This is a genomic window from Candidatus Pelagibacter sp. PS_11 (genome assembly GCF_059417975.1).
Genome location: NZ_CM182075.1, coordinates 730,106 through 750,679 on the forward strand (window position 1 = coordinate 730,106; position 20,574 = coordinate 750,679).

The window sequence follows — 20,574 nt, forward strand, 5'->3', positions numbered from 1 at the left end:
AGTCATCTAGTCCTAAATTTTGAAAAATTATTCCTAAATTATTTTGAGCATGTATATGATTTGGATTAATTCCAATTACTCTTTATTTGAATTTTAAAATATTTATTTAGAACTACACCAAAAAAATAACAAATAACTACAAATACAATAAACTTAAGTGAGTATATAAAACCAGCTTTAATAAAATATTTAATTGAGTATGGGTCTCCCCCTTCAAATATAAAACTGTTAAATATTATTAAGCATGAGATAATATAAATATTTTTTATAAGAGAATTATTAATTTTTAACATAAAAGAAAAGGTTAATAATAAAAAAACAAGCCTGTAGTCAACATTTGCAGAAAAAATAAATGTTCCTAAATAAATACCTCCACCAGCTAAAAATAAAGCATCATCTAAGTTAATATTTTTTTCTAAGGGTTTATCACCAGATATAAAATTAATTTTAAAAAGAGTAATTGCAATAACTGAAAACAAAAAAATAATTATTAATTTTAGATAGATATAATTTTCATCATTAATAAATAAATTATACTCTCTAGAATAATAATAAATTGCTTTCGATATGGAGCCTGAACCATATGCAAAAATTCGCGCATACTCAATCATATTTGTCGACATAAAATAAATTTCATCTTTAATTAAAAATAAATATAAAATAGAAAAAAATAAAATTAGATAAAAGAAACGCTTATTTGCTATAAATAAAAATATAGAAAAAATTGGAAAAACTTTTCCTGCTAAAGCAATTAAAAAAAGTAGTGACTTCAAGATATAATTTCTAGAAATAATTGCAAAATAAATTAAGGAAAATATTATAATTTCAATATTTAGTCTTTCTAAAATCAAAAAATTTGTCGTTGAAAAGAAAAAAATAATTAAGATAAATTTTGATTTGATTTTTGAATTTCTAAGATAAATATCTTGTATCACAAAAAAATAGATCAAAATTATAATAAAGTTGAAAATTTTAAAATAAGTTAAATTATATAATTTTAAAAAATCAAATATAGTTAGCCATATAGATGGATACATATAAACACCATGTGTTGGGTCGTATGGATTTTCCAAGTAAACATTGAAACCAAAGTTTTTACTCAATAAAGTTTTTGTAATGGAATCTAAATCAGAAAATGGAGGTATAACTGCGGGTATATTTAAAGTTTTCCAAAAAATAACCCATAAATGGTCATTGATTGATAAGTAAATAACAAAGGTTGCTAATAGAAAGGGTAAAATTGACAATTGAATTTTTTTCATTTTAATAATTTATATTTCTTCTTAATTAAAAAAAGTTTTAATAGCCCTATTAAAGAATGAAAAATTAGCTTAATATTTACCGAGCTTTCACCCCTAACTCTGTTTTTAAAAATTGAGTGAGTCTCATTAATTATTAAATTATTAACATGAATAACCATGAGTATTTCGGACAAAACAATAAATCCGTCACCAATACGTCCACATTTCTTAATTATCAAATTAATAGAATTATTTGAATAGATTCTAAAACCATTAGTATAGTCACTGATATTAACCTTCAAAATAGTTTTTGCTAAAATATTTGAGACTTTTGATAATATTCTTCGAGATATTGACCAATTTAAAATTTTACTTTTTTTAAGATATCTACTTGCAATTAGTAAATCACTTTTATTTTTTTTAAATAATCTAATATTTTTTTTTAACTCTGATGGCTTATGAGAAAAATCAGCATCCATTTCTATAAAAATTTGATCTAAGTTTTTATTAAATAGTTTCTTAAATCCATATATAACCGCAGAACCCCTTCCTTTCTTATTTTTTCTATGAAAATAAATTACTTTATGAAGATTATTTTTTTTTAAAATTCTACCAACATTATTTTTTTTTGAATCATCAACAATACATATATAAGCATGTGGCACATATTTTTTAATATTTTTAATTAAAGGCAAAATATTTTTATCTTCATTAAATGTGGGAATTACAATATTTATCTTTTTCATTTAAAAAAATATTCAATTTTATTATTAAATTTAGTGGGTTTCCATCCTAATTTCTTAATTTTTTTATTATTGGAAATTAAAAAAGAAGGTTTAGATAAACTTTGAAAATTAATCTTTTTATTATATTTTTTGGAAAAAATTGTAGCAATTTTTCTTAAATCAAAACTTATGCCAGAGCCTATATTGTAAACACCAAATGCTTTATTTTTTCTTAGAGTATCTATTGCGAGGACAATATCTTTGATATTTAGAAAATCTCTGAAATTATTTAAATTCTTGAAAGTAATAATTTTATTTTTTGATTTAATCTTTTTAATAATATTTGGTATAACGTATGGTGATTTTTGTTTACTATCAGTAAAACTAAAAATTCTACCTATACAAAATTTTATAGAATTGTTTTTTAATAAATTTTTAATAAGTTTTTCAGCAATTAATTTAGTTTTTCCATATTTATTTTGTGGATTTGTAATATTTTTTTCATTAATTATTCTAAGTTTCAATGTTGGCTTATAAACATGGGAAGTTGATGCAAAAAAAAACCATTTGGGTTTATTTTTTTTTTTAGAATTGAATTAATCAAGTTTAAAGTGCCATTAACATTAATATCATAAGCTTTTTTATAGCTTTTGTTAACTTCATCCACTGCAACTACTGCAGCAAGATGAATTACTATATCAAAATCCTTTTTTAAAACCCAATCTTCAACACTCTTTACATCTCTTATATCTTTCTTAAATTCATAAAATCTATAGGGTAATTTTCTTTTTAATTTTTTACCAAGCACTCCATTTGAGCCTGTTATTGCACAAGTAATCATTTCAAATTTGATACACTAAGTAGTAAATCACTTATTTTATCTAACTTTTTTTGAGTCAACTTAACTGTAGGAAGTCCAATAAAAAAACCTCTTTTATCAATTTCATTAGAATTTTTAAGTTCATGTTTGTTATATTTAATATCATATAGTTTTATAGCGGGTTGATTTACAAAATTACCACTAATAATTGGTCTGGTTTCTAAGTTATTATTATTTAAAAACTTTAAAAATTTATCTTTATTTTTTTTAAATTTAGGGCTTATTAATAATGGAAATCCAAACCAACTAGGTTTCAAATCTTTTTTATGATTAAAAAAAGTAAATTGTTCATTCCAATTATTTGATTTTTGAAGAGTATTAACTATTTTATTTCTATTATAAGTTCTTATAGACATCATTTTAGATAGTCTTTTAAATTGATTTAATCCTATGGCTGCAGAAACTTCTAAAGGCCTTAAATTAAAACCAGAATTAATAAAATTAAATTTTTTATTCTTACTTTTAGTTAAATCTCTATCCCATCCGTGAGCTCTTAAAGTTTTTAATAAATCATAATCTTCTTTTTTTTTACAAGCTATCATTCCACCTTCACCAGCAGTAATTTGGTGTGAATAATAAAATGAAAAAGAACTAAAATCACCATAGGATCCAAGATATTTATTTTTGTATTTAGAGCCTAAAGACTCACAATTATCTTCTATCAAATATATATTTTTTTCTTTTGCAAATCTTTGAATTTTATCAATTTCAGAACAATTACCCAAAACATTAATCATCATGATAGCTTTAGTTTTTTTTGTTATGTTCTTTTTAATCAAATCAAGGTTAATAGAGAAAGAGTTTAAATCTACATCTATTAATTTTGGTGTTAAACCAGCTTGAATTACAGGCCACAATGAGGTGGCCCAACATACCGCCGGTACCAAACATTCATCACCAATTTTTAATCTATTTTTTTTTTTTGGATTTATTAAAGTAAATAAAGCCAACAAATTTGCTGAAGATCCTGAGTTTACCATTAAACAATAATTTAGTCCTAATTTTTTTTTAAAATAATTTTCAAATTCAATTGTTTTTTTTGACATTGTTAACTGTCTACTGATCAATACTTTAACAGCTTCTAATAAATCTTCTTTATTCAGTGCATCCTCATGTAATGGGTGATAAAATTTTTTATTGCTATTTTTTTTTATGTTAAATAAATTTAATAAATTTTTTTTCATAAATTTTTATAATCTAAAGTTATGTGATAATTAATTTAAATGTCACTTTAAATATATAGCTTATATATAGATTTTAAATAAGACCATTTCTAAAATTATTTTTTTTAGATTTCTGATAAAGCTTTAAATCTTTCATAAATTAATCTAATTTTTACACTTATACTAAGAATTGGTTCTGGTGGGATACGAGATGGTTCAATTTTAGACTCGATTATTAAAATTTCTTTTGTGTTGATATTGCTTGCTTTAAAAGCTATTTGTTCACCAAATAAAGTCCCCACACCAATGCCAGAACCATTATAACAACCTGCTGCAAATATACACTCATCAATTTTTTCAAAAATTTGCGAGCTATTTCTACTTCTAGATACAATTCCTGACCAACTAGTTTCTATAATACCTTCAGGTAAAGTTGGAAATCTTTTTTTAATTCCAAGCTTTTGATTTAAAGATCTTTTATCCAACTCTGATTTAATTGTTCTTTAGGACTGAGGCACTGTTGACTTCAAGTAATCCTATTCATTATTTTTTGTTGCTACTTAATTAAATTATAAATTATCTAATACAGCTTGTGCACATTCGATTGTATTACTTTCTCCACTCAAATCTTTTGTTCTATTTTTTTTATCCAATAATGTTTTTTCTACTGAAAACATAATTGCATTAGCTGCTTCTTTCTCACCAAGATGATCTAACATTAAAGCACCAGACCAAATTTGTCCTATAGGATTTGCTATACCTTTGCCTGCAATATCAGGAGCTGAACCATGAACGGGTTCAAATAGTGATGGAAATTTTTTCTCCGGATTTATATTTGCAGATGGAGCAATACCAATAGTACCGGTACAAGCTGGCCCTAAATCAGACAGAATATCTCCAAATAAATTTGATGCTACAACAACATCAAACCATTCAGGGTTTAAAACAAATCTTGCAACTAAAATATCAATATGAAATTGATCGGTTTCAATTTCAGTGTAATTTTTTTTATTAGCATCAAATCTTTCATCCCAATATGGCATTGTAATTGAAATACCATTAGATTTTGTTGCACTAGTTAATTTTTTTCTTTTTCGTGATTTTGCTATTTCAAAAGCAAATTTTTGCACTCTATCAATACCATGCTTGGACATTATTGTTTCTTGAAGAACTATTTCTCGCTCTGTTCCCTCATACATTCTACCACCAACAGATGAATATTCTCCTTCTGTATTTTCTCTAACAATAATCATATCAATATCGCCGGGTGTTTTGTCAGCTAATGGCGATTTAACTCCTGGAAATAATTTTACTGGTCTTAGATTGATGTATTGATCAAATTCTCTTCTAAATTTTATTAATGAACCCCATAAAGTTATGTGATCTGGGTATCTCTCTGGCATACCGACAGCACCAAAGAAAATGGCATCATGTTTTTCAATTTTTTCTTTCCAATCATCTGGAAGCATTTTTCCATGTTTCTCGTAGTAATCACACGATGAAAAATCAAATTCATCAATTACTAATTTAAATTGATGTTGTTCTGAAATTTTTTTTAAAACTTTTTGTGCTACTGGGACAACTTCTTTTCCTATTCCGTCTCCTGCTATTGATGCAATATTGTATGTTTTCATAAGATAATTTTATTAACTTTTTATATTAAATTGTATTGATAATCTCTAGCTTCAATTACCTCTTTAGGTAAATTTAACTCAACATCATCAATTTTTATAACTTCATCTTTATTTATGTCTTTTTTTAACACAGCGTTATCAGTAAGACCTAACGGCAATATGTTTTCTTGTTTAGATTTTTTAGAAGTTATCAATTTTCCTCTAGCACAAAAACCACCCTCACCGTCTAATCGCTCACCAATTTTTAAATCTTTTTTAGCATAAGCTGCAACATCTGCATTATAATTTATAGTTTGACCTGTTGCTTTTTGATCAAGTGCAATTGCATATATCGATTGAGCAAGTTCTAAACCAATATAATGATATGGCCTCCATATAGCTGAATAACTGCCAGACAAATCGGTCACCATTCCATAATCTTTAAAGCAATTTTTGACATATTGATTTTGAGCTTTAATTACTATGTAAACACCCCATCTAAGATCATTTGGAACATCTTTTTGATTTAAATCAATGCTAGATATCACCTCCACTTGACCTTCATAATCAATTAATCCTCCTTCCACTTTTGGAATTAATTTTTTAGCAATGTCATAAACCCCAACAGGTGGAAAAGTTAATCCATTATTTGGACATTTTAAATTTGATGCATTACTGACTGCACACATTTCAATTGCAGATTTATCTCCACATAAAAAACTATTAAACATTTTAGGATTCATACCAGATTCAATTTCAGCACGTTCTTTACTTAAACCGTAGTGACCCCAAACCGTGTCTGGTGTTGAATATTCAAAATCTGGGTGGTACTTTGTTCCTTTTCCTGCACAAACTACAGAAAAACCGTTTAACTTAGCCCATTCAATCTGTTCCATAATTAATGAAGGTTGATCACCATATGCCATTGAACAAATAACATTGTTTTCTTTTGCAAGATCAGCAAGGTATTTCCCACAAGTAATATCAGCTTCAACATTTACTAATATGATGTGTTTTTTGTTTTTAATAATCTTTACAGCATGAACTGTTCCTATAATTGGATTTCCAGTAGCTTCTATAAAAACTTCAACATCTCTATCAATTGCCTCATCTAAAGTAGTTACAAAATTTATTTTATTAACTGTCTCTGTAGTTAAACCGCTCTTAAGACAGTTTTTTTTGGCGTTATCAATATTAATATCAACGATAGTATCAATAGTAATTTTTTGTAATTGATTGTATTGAGCAAGAAACATGCTTACAAATTTTCCACAGCCAATGAATGCAACTTTTATTGGTTTTTTTCTGGATTGTAGTTTAGTATTTAAAAACATTTGATCACGATATACTATTTTTTTATAAAATTGATGATACTTTTTGTAAGTGTATCACTTATAATTATAGTTCCTTTTTCATTTGGGTGCATACCGTCATCTTGATTAAGTTCAGGTTTTAAAGCAACACCCTCTAATAAGAAAGGGATTAAATTTAGTTTATATTTTTTAGCTAAACTTGGATAAATATTATCAAATTTTTTTTTATAACTAATTCCATGAGTTGTTGGAGCAATCATTCCTGCTAAAATTATTTCTATATTTTTTAATTTTGCTGTTTGAATAATTTTTTCTAAATTTTTTTCAGTCTCGATTGGGCTTATTCCTCTTAACATGTCGTTAGCACCCAATCCTAAGATCATTAAGTCAATATTCGGTTGAGATAAAGACCATTCAACTCGATTTAATCCTCCAGCAGATGTGCTTCCAGATACACTTCCATCAATAATTCCAAGATCATAACCACTATCATTAAGATTATTTTGAAGTACAATGGCTAAATGTTTTTCTTGTGGAAGACCATAGCCTGCCATTAAGCTATCACCAAATAAGATAACGTTTTCTAGAGCATTGACGTTTATGCTCACTAGACAGACGGCAATAATTTTAATAATAAATCTTTTAATCATGGATAGTCTTCTTAAGCTAAAAAACGTTAATCTTAAATACCAAACTGGTAATGATACTATTAAGGTTTTAAAGAATGTTAATTTAGAAACTAAAAAAAATGAGTCTATTTCAATAGTTGGTGAAAGTGGATCTGGAAAAACTAGCTTAATCATGCTTGCTGGTGGACTAGAGAAAGCAACCTCTGGTAAGATATTTTTTGAAGATCAAGAAATATCTAAAATGAGTGAAGATGAAGTTTCTAAAATTAGAAGAAAAAATATTGGTATTGTTTTTCAATCTTTCTATCTTATTCCAAATTATACAGCTGTTGAAAATGTTGCTCTAACCTTAGAGTTAAATAATTTAAAAAACCCTACTGAACGAGCCAAAGAGTTGTTGGATCGATTTGGACTAAAAAATAGATTTAATAATTTACCGAGTCAACTTTCAGGTGGTGAACAGCAACGTGTGGCAATTGCAAGAGCTATAGCCATGAAACCTAAACTAATTTTGGCAGATGAACCTACGGGAAATTTAGATAGTGAAAATTCACAAATGATTGCAGATATTTTATTCAAATATATTAAAGAAGAAAAATCATCTTTAATTATGGTCACCCATGACCCAAAACTTGCAAATAAAGCAAAAAGAAAAATTAAAATCAAAGATGGAAAAATTGTCTAAGCTTTCAGAGTACAAGTTAACTTTGATATATGCCTTAAGAGACTTGAGTAGAAATTATAAAAAAATTTCTAGTATTATTCTAACACTTTTTATCAGCCTATTTATTTTAAGTTCAATTTTCACCATTGAAGATAGTTTGAATAAAGAATTAAATAATAATTCAAGAGCACTTTTAGGTGGAGATATTGAAATTGACTATAATCGTAATGTTGGCAACTTAGAATTAATTAACCAAGTTAAAGAATTTGCTACTGTTTCACAAATGGTTGAGTTTAGCACCATGATCTCAACTACCAATCAATCTAAAAATAAATCAATATTTTCTAGAATTAAAACAGTAGATCAAAATTACCCATTATTTGGCAAGGTAGGTTATGAACCAAGTGGTGCATTTGAAAAATTACAAACTATAGAGAATACAATCCTTGTTAATGAAAACATTTTCAAAAATCTCAATTTAAAAATTAATGATAAAATCAAAGTTCAAGATCAGTTGTTTACTGTAATTGGTATCGTAAAATCAGTACCTGATATTGGGGGTGCTTTTGTATTTGGTGATTTTGCTTTAGCTGGCAAACAAACATTAGAATTATTAAAACTTAATAATCTGGGGAGCTTTTTAAACTATGAGTATAAAGTAAAATTTAATGAGGGAGATAATCCAAATACTTTATCTAAAAAAATTGAGCAGTTATTCAAAAATGAAAAGAAGGTTAGACTTAGATATCACGAAAAATCTGACGGTCCTTTAAAGCGAATAATTGATAATTTCTCTCAATTTTTGTCTCTTGTATCAATCAGTGCAATGCTAATTGCAGGAATTGGAATTGCTAACACGTTACTTTCATTTATAAATCAGAACAATATGTCTATTGCAGTTAAGAAGTCTTTAGGCTTTTTCTCAAAAGATATTAAAATAGTCTACTATCTACAATTACTCATTCTATTATTCTTAATATCCACTGCCGCCTACTCTTTTAGTTTCTTTCTAGTTCCTATTGTTGATGTTTATCTGTCAGCTGGTCTTGGATTAAATATTGAAGGTAGTTTTTCTATTCTTAATTATTTCAAAGTTTTTTTAGTAGGGTTATTAGTATTAATCATATTTTCTATACCAACCATTAATGCAATTGATCAAGTTAAAGCATCAAACTTATTTAGAAATGTATTTCAAAACCTGCAATTTTATTATTCAAAAAAATCAATTCTTTTAAGTCTGTTATTATTATCAATTTTAATTTCTTTATTTACCATCGGTTCAGCTCGCCCCATTTATAGCTTGGGTTATTTTGGAGCTTTCTTTGTTTGTCTATTGGTCTTCTACTTATTATCAAACTTGATCATTAAATTATTTAAAGGACTTAAAGAGCACCCAAATATTTCAATTAAAGTATCAGTTAAAAATATTACTCAAACTAAAAGTATTACCCCTATAACTATTATGTCTTTAGGTTTAGGGGTCACTTTACTATTAACTTTAGCTTTTGTAGGTTCAAATTTTAAAAGAGAAATTGCTAAATCTATACCAGAACTTGCGCCTGATTATTTTTTCATTGGTATTCAAAGTGATGAAAGACAAATATTTGAAGATTTAATTTTTAAAATGGATAAAGAAGCTAACCTTGAAATTGTTCCAATGGTTTCAACAGGCATTGTAAAAATAAATGGAATAGATCCAAATACTTATATCGATTCAAGTAATGATAGCCACTGGGTGATCAGAAATGACAGAAGGTCTTCTTGGGCTGATAAAGTTTTAAAAGATAACCCAATTGTAGAAGGCAAATGGTGGGATCTAGATAGACCTGATAAACTTCAAATTTCACTTGATAGTAAAATTGCTAAAGATTTTGATATTAAAATTGGTGATATTTTTACTCTTAATATTTATGGACGTGAAATTGAAGGTGAAATAGTAAATTTTAGATTAGTAGACTACAGAGATTTTTCTATTAACTTTGCAATGTTATTAAATCCTCAATTTGCAAAAAATATACCTCACGAATATTTGGCTACTTCAAAGTTTAAAAGTTTAGAGAATTTTAACGAAACTGCTTTACTAGATAAAATGCCTAGTCTTTCTATTATAAAAATTACTGATTACTTGGAGAAAGTAACAGATCTTTTAAACAAAGTGTTTATTGCTGTAACCGTTATCTCTGCAATAACTATAGTCATTGGTTTAATTGTCATTTCAAGTGCAATTATAGTTCAGGGTAAAATTAAAGAATTTCAAAATTTAATATTTAAAATTTTAGGTTTTTCCAAAGTTGAGGTTATACTTTCTTCAATTATTGAGTTTTTTATAATATTCACATCCATAATTCTAATAGCTCTCTTTTTTGCGGTCATAGGTTCACAATTTATCATTGAAAATATTTTTCAAATCACTTGGAAGTTTGATTTAGTAATATTTTTGCAGGTAACTATTGGAATTGGACTGGCTACTTTAATCTTAATTATGATTACTAATTTTAAATATTTAAGCCCTAAGGTTTATCCACTTATAAGAAATCAATAACTACACATCAGATCGAGATCTAAACCTCTCAAACATCAATCTTGTTTTAACCCCAATATTTAAAAAAGGCTGAGGTGGAAGCCAAGTAGGTTTAGTTCTAGATTCTATTATATTAATTTCATCACTATTTTCATTACTTGCTTTAATTGCTATCTGTTCACCAAATAAAGTTCCAACTCCAATACCAGAACCGTTATAGCAGCCTGCCACAAAAACATTGTCTTCTACTTTTTCAAAAATTTGTGAACTATTTCTAGTTCTAGATACAACCCCAGACCAACTAGATTCAATAATATTATCTGCTAAACTTGGAAACCTTTTTTTGATACCAAGTTTTTGATTTAAAGATCTTTTATCTAACTCTATTTTTGACATTTTAAAAGGACTATGAGCTTCTGCAGTATTTCTAATTAAAATTCTTTTATCTTTTGTCATTCTAATAGTTGCTCCCATTGGTCTAACAGGCAGCACACCCCATTCTCTAGGCTCACCAATAGACTTATACTCTGTATCAGTTAATGGTCTTGTCATGCTTGCAGTTAAGGTTAAGGGGAAATTATAATTATTCTTAATACCAAGTGATTTTAAAAATCCATTTGTGCAAAAAATAATCTTTTTAGTAATTATTTTATGATTATTAAATCTAGAAATAATCGTATCTTTATTTTTTGACCATTCATTTAATTGAGTGTTTTCTAATAGCTCAACATTATCTGGCAAAGTGTCAATCATAGCTCTAACAAGCTTTCCTGGATGTAATAAAATTCCACCCTTAGTATAAAGTGCTAAGTTATAAAAATTTGTACCTAATCTTTTACCTAAATCATCTTTATCAAAAATATTATGTTCAAAATTTAATTTTAATAAAGTTTTGCTAAAATTATCCAGTATCTTTCTATCTTTTTCATTTGATGAGGCAAAATATTTTCCACATTCATTCCAATCACAATCTACCTGATGCTCTTTAATAAACTTTTTCACAACATCAATTCCTAATTTATAAATGTCTGTTTTCTTTTTATAATTAGAAAGTTCTTTATTTGAGGTGAAACCATCATTAAGGGTCGTATCGACTAAATATCCTGAGTTCCTTCCACTTGCACCCTCACCTGCTAATTGGGCATCAACAATAATAATTTTTTGATTTGAGTGTAGTTCTGATAATTTTCTAGCAGCAGACAAGCCTGTATAACCAGCACCTATTATTAGCCAGTCACAGGATTTTTCTTTATCTAAAAATTTTATATTAGATCTTTTAACAAGGTCATTGATCCAACTACAGCTAGTATCATTAACTACTTTCATGTAGTTAGATTATGACAGATAAGATATTTTTGAAAGATCTTAAGATACCAAAGAAGGTTGCTTGATCATGTCTTCTTTTTTAATCCCTGCAACTTTAACTGGTTTTTTCATAGCATCTCTTCTGAAAGGCTCTCCCAGTTCTTGGTTAAGAATTACTTCAATAAATGTTGTAATCCCTTTCTTTTGATCTTCACATGATTGCTTGATAGCAGCAGTAGTCTCTTCCATGGTTCGAACAGTGACCCCTTTTAATCCACAAGCATCAGCAACTTTTGCATAACTTAATTCTGGATCAAGCTCTGTTCCAACGAAGTTATCATCAAACCATAAAGTAGTATTTCTTTTTTCAGCACCCCATTGGTAATTTCTAAAGATTACCATTGAAATTGCTGGCCATTCTGGTCTAGCACATGAGCTCATTTCGTTCATGCTAATACCGAATGCACCGTCACCTGCAAAACCAATTACTGGTGTATCAGGACATCCAATTTTTGCTCCAAGAATTGCTGGAAAACCATAACCACAAGGACCAAATAATCCTGGTGCTAAATATTTTCTACCTTTTTCAAACGTTGGATAAGCATTTCCAATTGCACAGTTATTACCAATATCACTGGAGATAATTACATCATCAGGCATACCAGCTTGAATTGCTCTCCAAGCTTCTCTAGGAGACATTCTATCCGCATCTCTTTTTCTAGCTTCAGCATTCCAAACTGTTCCTTCATCATCGTCTTCATGATCTAAACTTGATAACTCTTGTAACCAAGCAGATTTAGTTTGGTGGATTGTATTTTTTCTCTCTTCTCTATTTGTATCACCTGCTGTTGGAGAAAGTTGAGCTAAAATTTGTTGTGATACTAATTTTGCATCCCCACAAATACCAACTGTGACTTTTTTTGTTAAACCAATTCTATCTGAATTCATATCAACTTGAATGATACTTGCATCTTTAGGCCAGTAATCCATTCCATAACCTGGTAATGTTGAGAAAGGATTTAATCTTGTACCAAGTGCAAGAACAACATCAGCTTGCTTAATTAATTCCATTCCAGCTTTTGATCCATTATACCCTAAAGGTCCAGCTGCTAATGGGTGACTTCCTGGAAAACTATCATTATGTTGATACCCTGAACAAACTGGAGCATCTAATTTCTCAGCTAATTTTTTACAATCTTCAATTGCCCCACCAATTACAACACCTGCCCCAGATAGTATTACTGGAAACTTAGCGTTTGACAATAAGTCAGCTGCTTTTTTAATTGCATCAACTCCACCTGCTTGCCTTTCAAGTCTAACAATTGGAGGAAGATCAATGTCAATTACTTGTGTCCAATAATCTCTTGGAACATTTATTTGTGCTGGAGCTGATCCTCTGATCGCTTTTTCAATTACTCTATTTAATACTTCTGCCATTCTTGAAGGGTCTCTAACTTCTTCTTGATAGCAAACCATATCTTTAAATAAGTTCATTTGTTCTACTTCTTGAAAACCACCTTGACCCATAGTTTTGTTAGCAGCTTGCGGCGTTACTAATAATAATGGTGTGTGGTTCCAGTATGCAGTTTTAATTGGTGTTACAAGACCGGTAATTCCAGGACCATTTTGAGCAATAACCATTGACATTTTACCAGTTGATCTTGTGTAACCATCGGCAATTAATCCACCGTTTGTTTCATGAGCAACATCCCAAAAAGTAATTCCAGCATCAGGAAAAATATCTGAAATAGGCATAAAAGCTGAACCAATAATTCCGAATGCGTGTTCAATTCCATGCATTTGTAAAACTTTTACAAAAGCTTCTTCTGTTGTCATTTTAGTCATAATAATTAGGCCTTCCTGCTTAAGTTGTTAAAAAATCTATAAATAATTTGTTAATTTTTAAGATTAATATATAAGATTTAAAAAATTTCAAACAAACAAATCGACACAATTATGGCTACAGATATTATTATACACGACGAAAAAGACAACGTAGGAGTAGTTGTTATTGATAAAATTACTCCAAAACAAGATTGCGCATGTTGGATTATGGAGAATGATAAAACAGTTCAAATTCAATCAGTAGATGAAATTCAATTAGGACATAAAATTGCAATGGTTGACCTTAATGAAGGTGATACTATTTTGAAATATGGTCATGATATTGGAAAAGTAGTTAAATCAATCAAAAAAGGTGAGCATGTTCATGTTCACAATGTAAAAACGAAGAAGTGGTAAAAAATATGGAAATTCCAAAAAGTTTTTTAGGTTATAAAAGAGAAAATGGCAGAGTTGGTACTAGAAATCACGTAATCATCTTACCTGTAGATGATATCTCTAATGCTTGTGCTGAAGCTGTAGCAAATAATATTAAGGGTACGATTGCCCTTCCTCACTCTTATGGAAGACTTCAATTTGGTGCTGATTTAGATCTACACTTTAGAACAATGATTGGGACTGGAAAAAACCCTAACGTTGCTGCTGTAATTGTTATTGGAATTGAACCTAAATGGACAAAAAGAATTGTTGATGAAATTGCTAAAACTGGAAAACCAGTTGAAGGATTTCATATTGAAAGAACTGGTGATATTGGAACAATCATGAAGGCTTCTAAAAAAGCTCAAGAATTTGCAATGTGGGCTTCTGAAAAACAAAGAGAAGAGTGTCCTTTAAGTGATTTATGGATTTCGGTTAAATGTGGTGAATCCGATACAACATCAGGTCTTGCTGCTAACCCAACAGTTGGAAACTTAATGGATAAATTGGAGCCATTGGGAGTTCATTTATGTTTTGGTGAAACCTCAGAGTTAACTGGTGCTGAAAAAGTTTGTGCTACACGTGGTGCCACTCCAGAAGCTTCAGAAAAATTCATGAAAACTTGGAGTGATTACAACGACTTTATTTTAAAAGAAGCAACAGATGATCTTTCTGAAAGTCAACCAACTGCGGGAAATATTGCAGGTGGATTAACTACAATTGAAGAAAAGGCATTTGGAAATTTCCAAAAAATTGGAAATTGTAAATTTATTGATGTTTTAGAACCAGCTGAAGAGCCTACTAAAGGAAAAGGATTATACTTTATGGATACTTCATCTGCTGCAGCAGAGTGTATTACACTTCAAGCAGCTGCTGGATTTAACATTCACTTATTCCCAACAGGTCAAGGAAATATAGTAGGTAATCCAATTGAACCTGTTGTAAAATTAACTGCCAACCCATTAACTGTAAAAGGTATGGGTGAGCATATTGATTGTGATGTATCGAAAATTCTATCTCGTGAAATGAATTTATCACAAGCTGGTGATGAATTAATCAAATCAATGATTAGAGTTGCTAACGGTAGATTAACTTGTGCTGAAGCTTTAGGTCATAAAGAGTTTGTTATGACTAAACTTTACAGAAGTGCTTAAAAATTTATCTATAAAGTAATGTTATTTAAAAAATATCTGGTCATTTTGCCAGGTATTGTTTTAGCGTTTGTTCTCTACAGTTTATCTCAAGGATTTAATAATATTATTGGTATTGAATTATTAGGTTACGATAAAAGTCCAATATCGACAGCCATGATTGCTATTTTACTTGGAATGCTTTTTGGAAATATATTCAAAATGAGAGACAACTTTGTAAAAGGTTTGGACTTTACTCAATCATATATTCTCAAACTTGGAATAATTTGTTTAGGAATTCAATTGAAACCTTTTGAGTTTTTAGAATTTGGAGCAGTAGCAATACCTTTAATCATAATTTGTATTGTATCAGTACTAATAGTTATAAAATTCTTAATTAAAAAACTTAAAATCCCAACAAGAATGGCTTACTTAATATCTATTGGTAGCACGGTATGTGGAACAACAGCAATTATGGCAACTGCTCCAGTAATTGGTGCAAAAAAAAATGAAGTATCATATGCAATTGCTAACATCACTTTGTTTGGAATTTTATCGATGCTTATATATCCTTATTTTGCTAATTATTACTTTGATGCTGAACCAATGTTTGTTGGTTTATTTTTAGGTACATCAATTCATGAAACATCACAAGTAGCTGCGGCTGGACTTATTTATGATCAACAATTTAATAGCCCAGAAACATTGAATATTGCAACAGTGACAAAATTAATAAGAAATACTTTTTTGGTAATAATGATTCCATTATTTGCATTTCTTTATAATAGAAACAATGTTGTTAAAAAAGATTACTCAATATTAGCTATTTTCCCATATTTTGTACTAGGTTTTGTGGCTATGATAATTTTAAGGAATATTGGAGATCAATTTTTTTTAAACACTTATAATAATTTGTGGCTAGAAGCAGTTGACATTATCAAATCATCATCAAAAATATTCTTAACAATGGCGATGGCTGCTATTGGTTTGTCTACTAATCTGAAAGATCTTAAAAGTATGGGTTACAAACCATTTTTAGTGGGGTTTATAGGGATGGCGACAGTAGGCTTGGTTAGTATTTTAAGTATAGAATTTTATATTAATTTCTTAAACTAAGATTTCTTCAGTAACATCTTTTTTTTAAAATTAGAAAAAACACGTCTAATAAGAGCGGTTCCAACTCCTAAAATAATTGCAAACATAATTGAAAATAATCCATAAAAAAATGGCATGTCTTCTGAAAATTCTAAAATAAATAATGAGAAAAAGTTTAAATCTGAAGTTAATACTTGTATTATTTCTTTTTCAGTTTGCTCAGCAAAAAAAGTATCATAAGCAATAGCTATACCAACTAACAATAATAAAATTGCCAGTAGTGCTTTTAAACCAGAACTATCAATTTTTTCACCAAGTTTTTGTCCTATTTGAACACCTATAATCGATCCAATAACTAACATTAGTACTAGCATTAAATCTATAGATCCAAAATTAAATGAGTGCAAAAAAGTAACTATGACACTCACAAAAATTGTTACAAACAAAGAAGTTCCTGGAACTAATTTTGTCGGCATTTTAATTATATAAATCATTGCAGGTACCAATATAAAAGCACCTCCTATACCCATAATAGCTGCAATAAATCCTACAATTAAACCAATTATAATTGGGGTAAATATACTTTCGTATAATTTTGATTTTGGAAATCGCATTCTTAATGGAAGACCATGTATCCAATAATGAACATGTAATTTTTTTTTAATAATAAGATTTCTTTTTGCTCTGTCTATTTCTCCAAGACTTTCGACTAACATTAATGTGCCAATTATTGCAAGTATATACATGTAGGCTAAAGAAATAACTGTATCAATTTTTCCAATACCTTTAAAATATGTAAAAGTATAAATACCTAATGCAGTTCCAATAGTTCCACCAATAACAATCATAAGACCCATTTTATAATCTAAAGTATTTTTTAAATAATGAGTTGTTGATCCTGATACCGATGTTGCAAGAATATTGTTAGCTTCATTTGCAACCGCATATGCAGGTGGCACGCCTAAAAAAATTAAGAATGGCGTCATTAAAAAACCACCCCCAACACCAAATAAACCAGAAAGTACTCCAACGATTGCACTCAATAAAAGTATTTCAATTGGGTTAACAAATACTTGAGCTATTGGTAAAAATACATCCATAAAAAATTAATAGTTGTTAAAAAACAAACTAATTAAATGTGATAAAAGTTCCAACTAAAATAACACCCCAATAAGCAGCTAAGCTAACAAAGATCCCTGTTTTTATAAAAGTTGCTTTAAAATTTGAAAGTTTATTTATTATTTTTACGTTGAAAATTGACATTACAACCGTCAATACACCCAGTTGATTATTTGTCAAATAAATATTTAATATAAAGTGATTTTTTTTATTAGTAGATGGTTGCTCCAAAGACCTTCACATCATCACCCTCAACACCAAGAACTAACCTTCCAAGGAATTCACCTTCTATTTCCTTGCTCTTCTGTTTAAATAGAACGGTAATATTTTGACCTCGTCTTAAACAGCCAAATGCCGTGTAGTCCTCTTTTAAGCTTGTTAAAAGCTTATTGTTAGCCCACTGTTTTCCAAGCTCTACTTCATTTGCTCCAAATAACATTTGAGTTCCAAAATCTTTAGTAAATCCACCATAATCTTTCATATTTGACGTCTTAACGAGATTATCCCAAATAGGGTTAGCAATGGCTATAATCTCATCATCAGATTTCTCTAAAAAATTCATAATTTAGGTTTAACTATTTTAAGAAGCTTTTTTCTTCTCGTTCTCGTCAACTATGTGGTAAACGGGCACTTTCTCAAGAGAGAATTTACCAGTTTTGGGATCACGTCTAGAAACTGTTAAACAATGCCAATTGTCATCATCAAGTTTCATATGGTCACCTCTATAATAGTAACCAGGCCATCTAGTTTCTTCTCTAAACATTGTGTGTTCAGTTACACATTGAGAAGTCAAAGCTCTGTGTTTTAATTCCCAAGCTCTCATAAGTTGGTGTAAATCTTCAGCACCTACTTTTTCTAAATCTTCCTCTAACCAAGCAAGTAATTCTAAGCCTCTCTTAAGCATATTACCATTAGTCATGTAGTTAGTTGCAATTCCCCCAACATACTCATCCATAATTCTTTGTAGACGTTGAAGACCTTGAATAGGTGAAATGTAGCTTGGTGAAACTGTTCCACCTGTAATTTCATTTTGTGCTACTTGATATGTCTCAAGGGGTTTAAATATAGCAGCTTTAAAGTCTTCACATTGTTTATCTGTAACCTTAATACCCTCTGCTTTTTTATCTTCTATATATTTAACAGCAGCTTTGGCAGCTAAACGACCTTCAGTAAATGATCCTGAAGAAAACTTATGAGCACTTCCACCTACAGTATCACCTGCACCAAAAAGACCATCAATTGTTAACATTCTGTTATAACCCCAGAAATATTCTGGTGGAGATAAATCTTCAGGTCCACTAACCCAAGCTCCAGAACAGGTTGCATGAGAGCCCATAACATAAGGCTCAGATGTAGTTAATTCAGGATTTGTATATTTAGGATCAATATTTTGAGAAGCCCAAACAACAGCTTGACCAACGGTCATACCTAAAAAATTTTCCCAACCAACTGTTTCTAAGTGTGGGTCTTGGAATGCTTCAGTAGTTACCATATGAATGGGTCCACCACCTGCAATAGTTTCTTGAATAAATGCATGATTTCTCAAGCAAGTTGGTGTTGGATGGTGATCAATATATTCACCAACTAATTCTTTAGTTTGGTCATACCATTTCTTCTCATAATTCTCTCCATTTGCATTTTGAGTATATGTTTTAAGGTGTAAGAAATATGCTCCAACTGGACCATAACCATCTTTAAATCTACATAACACAATTCTATTTTCCATTTGTGTCATTTTAGCTCCAACAGCGATAGGTAATGCATAAGCAGAACCATTACTCCATGGTGCATACCAAGTTCTTCCCATTCCTTCACCAACTGCTCTTGGTTTGAAAATGTGAGATGCTCCACCTGCTGCAACGATTACAGTTTTTGCTCTAAATACATGGTAGTCACCAGTTCTCATGTTAAAACCAACAGCTCCACCAACTCTATTTTCTTGAGCTTCATCCATTAAAAGATGAGTAATCATTATTCTATTATAAATTTTATCAGCTGATTTTTTTGCAGCTTCTGCAACAATTGGTTTGTAACTTTCACCATGAATCATGATCTGCCATTTACCTTCTCTAAGGTAACGACCTGTTTTTTCATTTTTCATCATTGGTAGGCCCCACTCATCAAACATATGAACTGTTGAATCAACGTGACGAGCCATGTCATAACCTAAATCTTCTCTAACCATACCCATCAAATCATTACGTGCATATCTTACGTGATCTTCAGGTTGGTTTTCACCCCACTGCATACCCATGTAACAGTTAATAGCGTATAAACCTTGAGCAACCGCTCCACTTCTATCGATATTTGCTTTTTCAACACAAATGATTTTCATGTCTCTTCCCCAGTGCCTTGCTTCAAAAGTAGCACCAGTTCCAGCCATACCCCCACCAACAACTAGAACATCACAATCCTCAAAATGTGTTTTATGCTTAGCCATTAGTAGTAAACTCCTTTTTTAAATGAATCTTTTGGTACTGCTGGTAATTTACCATCAATATTTAACCCATTAGGCTCAGTATAAAGCATTTGAGAGTTGATCTCACCTTGGTTAGGCTTTTCACCATCAGCTAATTTAGGAATAAATTCTCCCCAAGGCTTTGTTGTAATTGGAGATACAAAATCTTTTGTAGTTCCATTTCTAAATTTAATTTTCCAAGAGATAGTTCCTTTTTCTTCTTCACGTCTAACTCTTACACTGTGACCCATAGGAGCAAAGTCAGCATAACCACGAACATCAATTGCATGATTAGGACAAGCTTTTACACAAGAATAACATTCCCAACAAAAGTTTGGTTCAATATTTACTGCTCTTCTAATATTTTCATCGATGTGCATTATATCTGATGGACAAATATCCACACAGTGACCACATCCATCACATCTCGTCATGTATACAAAAGTTGACATATTATTT

The 20,574-nt window shown here is 29.6% G+C and carries 19 protein-coding genes and 1 pseudogene; 5 read left to right on the forward strand and 15 right to left on the reverse strand.

Going from position 1 to position 20,574, the window contains the following annotated elements:
• Positions 1 to 65: 65 nt before the first annotated feature.
• The 8 genes and pseudogenes from AC5SLT_RS03845 to AC5SLT_RS03880 form a co-directional block, all read right to left on the reverse strand.
• A complete protein-coding gene (locus tag AC5SLT_RS03845) occupies positions 66 to 1,262 on the reverse strand; it encodes a hypothetical protein (RefSeq protein WP_494591238.1) in 1,197 nt (398 codons plus the stop codon).
• Positions 1,259 to 1,987 (reverse strand): glycosyltransferase, encoded by a 729-nt coding sequence (locus AC5SLT_RS03850; protein WP_494591239.1) that lies wholly within the window; start codon positions 1,985 to 1,987, stop codon positions 1,259 to 1,261. The genes AC5SLT_RS03845 and AC5SLT_RS03850 overlap by 4 nt, the downstream gene beginning before the upstream one ends.
• A pseudogene (locus AC5SLT_RS03855) lies at positions 1,984 to 2,807 on the reverse strand (NAD-dependent epimerase/dehydratase family protein). Before AC5SLT_RS03855 ends, AC5SLT_RS03850 begins: the two are co-directional and overlap by 4 nt.
• Complete coding sequence (locus AC5SLT_RS03860) at positions 2,804 to 4,030, reverse strand: DegT/DnrJ/EryC1/StrS family aminotransferase (RefSeq protein WP_494591240.1); 1,227 nt, start codon at positions 4,028 to 4,030, stop codon at positions 2,804 to 2,806. Before AC5SLT_RS03860 ends, AC5SLT_RS03855 begins: the two are co-directional and overlap by 4 nt.
• A gap of 104 nt (positions 4,031 to 4,134) precedes the next feature.
• Entirely contained in the window at positions 4,135 to 4,494 is a 360-nt protein-coding gene (locus AC5SLT_RS03865; RefSeq protein ID WP_494591241.1) for a hypothetical protein, read from the reverse strand.
• A gap of 84 nt (positions 4,495 to 4,578) precedes the next feature.
• Complete coding sequence (locus tag AC5SLT_RS03870) at positions 4,579 to 5,643, reverse strand: tartrate dehydrogenase (protein ID WP_494591242.1); 1,065 nt, start codon at positions 5,641 to 5,643, stop codon at positions 4,579 to 4,581.
• Positions 5,644 to 5,663: 20 nt separating this feature from the next.
• Positions 5,664 to 6,956, reverse strand: a complete 1,293-nt coding sequence (locus AC5SLT_RS03875; protein ID WP_494591243.1) for an NAD(P)H-dependent oxidoreductase — start codon at positions 6,954 to 6,956, stop codon at positions 5,664 to 5,666.
• A 14-nt stretch (positions 6,957 to 6,970) separates the two neighbouring features.
• Complete coding sequence (locus AC5SLT_RS03880; protein WP_006997067.1) at positions 6,971 to 7,585, reverse strand: arylesterase; 615 nt, start codon at positions 7,583 to 7,585, stop codon at positions 6,971 to 6,973.
• On the opposite strand from AC5SLT_RS03880, the gene AC5SLT_RS03885 reads away from it, so the two are divergent.
• Together AC5SLT_RS03885 and AC5SLT_RS03890 are read left to right on the forward strand one after the other, a co-directional pair.
• Complete coding sequence (locus AC5SLT_RS03885; protein ID WP_006997068.1) at positions 7,584 to 8,249, forward strand: ABC transporter ATP-binding protein; 666 nt, start codon at positions 7,584 to 7,586, stop codon at positions 8,247 to 8,249. The two genes, AC5SLT_RS03880 and AC5SLT_RS03885, sit on opposite strands and share 2 nt — an antisense overlap.
• Positions 8,185 to 10,770: an ABC transporter permease gene (locus AC5SLT_RS03890; RefSeq protein ID WP_494591244.1), complete on the forward strand. Its 2,586-nt coding sequence runs from the start codon at positions 8,185 to 8,187 to the stop codon at positions 10,768 to 10,770. Before AC5SLT_RS03885 ends, AC5SLT_RS03890 begins: the two co-directional genes overlap by 65 nt.
• On the opposite strand, the gene AC5SLT_RS03895 is transcribed toward AC5SLT_RS03890, so the two are convergent.
• Both AC5SLT_RS03895 and xsc read right to left on the reverse strand, forming a co-directional pair.
• On the reverse strand, positions 10,771 to 12,075 hold the full coding sequence (locus AC5SLT_RS03895; protein ID WP_494591245.1) for an NAD(P)/FAD-dependent oxidoreductase: 1,305 nt from the start codon (positions 12,073 to 12,075) through the stop codon (positions 10,771 to 10,773).
• Positions 12,076 to 12,114: 39 nt separating this feature from the next.
• Positions 12,115 to 13,899: a sulfoacetaldehyde acetyltransferase gene (gene xsc, locus AC5SLT_RS03900; RefSeq protein ID WP_494591246.1), complete on the reverse strand. Its 1,785-nt coding sequence runs from the start codon at positions 13,897 to 13,899 to the stop codon at positions 12,115 to 12,117.
• A gap of 111 nt (positions 13,900 to 14,010) precedes the next feature.
• On the opposite strand from xsc, the gene AC5SLT_RS03905 reads away from it, so the two are divergent.
• The 3 genes from AC5SLT_RS03905 to AC5SLT_RS03915 are packed head-to-tail and all read left to right on the forward strand — an operon-like array spanning position 14,011 to position 16,559.
• Positions 14,011 to 14,295: a UxaA family hydrolase gene (locus AC5SLT_RS03905; protein WP_006997074.1), complete on the forward strand. Its 285-nt coding sequence runs from the start codon at positions 14,011 to 14,013 to the stop codon at positions 14,293 to 14,295.
• Between the two features lie 5 nt (positions 14,296 to 14,300).
• Entirely contained in the window at positions 14,301 to 15,467 is a 1,167-nt protein-coding gene (locus tag AC5SLT_RS03910; RefSeq protein WP_006997075.1) for a UxaA family hydrolase, read from the forward strand.
• 18 nt (positions 15,468 to 15,485) lie between these two features.
• A complete protein-coding gene (locus AC5SLT_RS03915) occupies positions 15,486 to 16,559 on the forward strand; it encodes a YeiH family protein (protein WP_494591247.1) in 1,074 nt (357 codons plus the stop codon).
• On the opposite strand, the gene AC5SLT_RS03920 is transcribed toward AC5SLT_RS03915, so the two are convergent.
• The 5 genes from AC5SLT_RS03920 to aprB form a co-directional block, all read right to left on the reverse strand.
• The gene (locus AC5SLT_RS03920; protein WP_494591248.1) at positions 16,556 to 17,638 is read right to left on the reverse strand and encodes a sulfite exporter TauE/SafE family protein; all 1,083 of its coding nucleotides are present in this window, start codon (positions 17,636 to 17,638) and stop codon (positions 16,556 to 16,558) included. The two genes, AC5SLT_RS03915 and AC5SLT_RS03920, sit on opposite strands and share 4 nt — an antisense overlap.
• Positions 17,639 to 17,666: 28 nt before the next feature.
• On the reverse strand, positions 17,667 to 17,801 hold the full coding sequence (locus AC5SLT_RS03925; RefSeq protein ID WP_494591249.1) for a hypothetical protein: 135 nt from the start codon (positions 17,799 to 17,801) through the stop codon (positions 17,667 to 17,669).
• A gap of 67 nt (positions 17,802 to 17,868) precedes the next feature.
• Entirely contained in the window at positions 17,869 to 18,219 is a 351-nt protein-coding gene (locus AC5SLT_RS03930; RefSeq protein ID WP_494591250.1) for a hypothetical protein, read from the reverse strand.
• A gap of 18 nt (positions 18,220 to 18,237) precedes the next feature.
• Complete coding sequence (gene aprA, locus AC5SLT_RS03935; protein WP_494591251.1) at positions 18,238 to 20,097, reverse strand: adenylyl-sulfate reductase subunit alpha; 1,860 nt, start codon at positions 20,095 to 20,097, stop codon at positions 18,238 to 18,240.
• Positions 20,097 to 20,567, reverse strand: a complete 471-nt coding sequence (gene aprB, locus AC5SLT_RS03940) for an adenylyl-sulfate reductase subunit beta (RefSeq protein ID WP_494591252.1) — start codon at positions 20,565 to 20,567, stop codon at positions 20,097 to 20,099. The genes aprA and aprB overlap by 1 nt, the downstream gene beginning before the upstream one ends.
• Between the last annotated feature and the right edge of the window lie 7 nt (positions 20,568 to 20,574).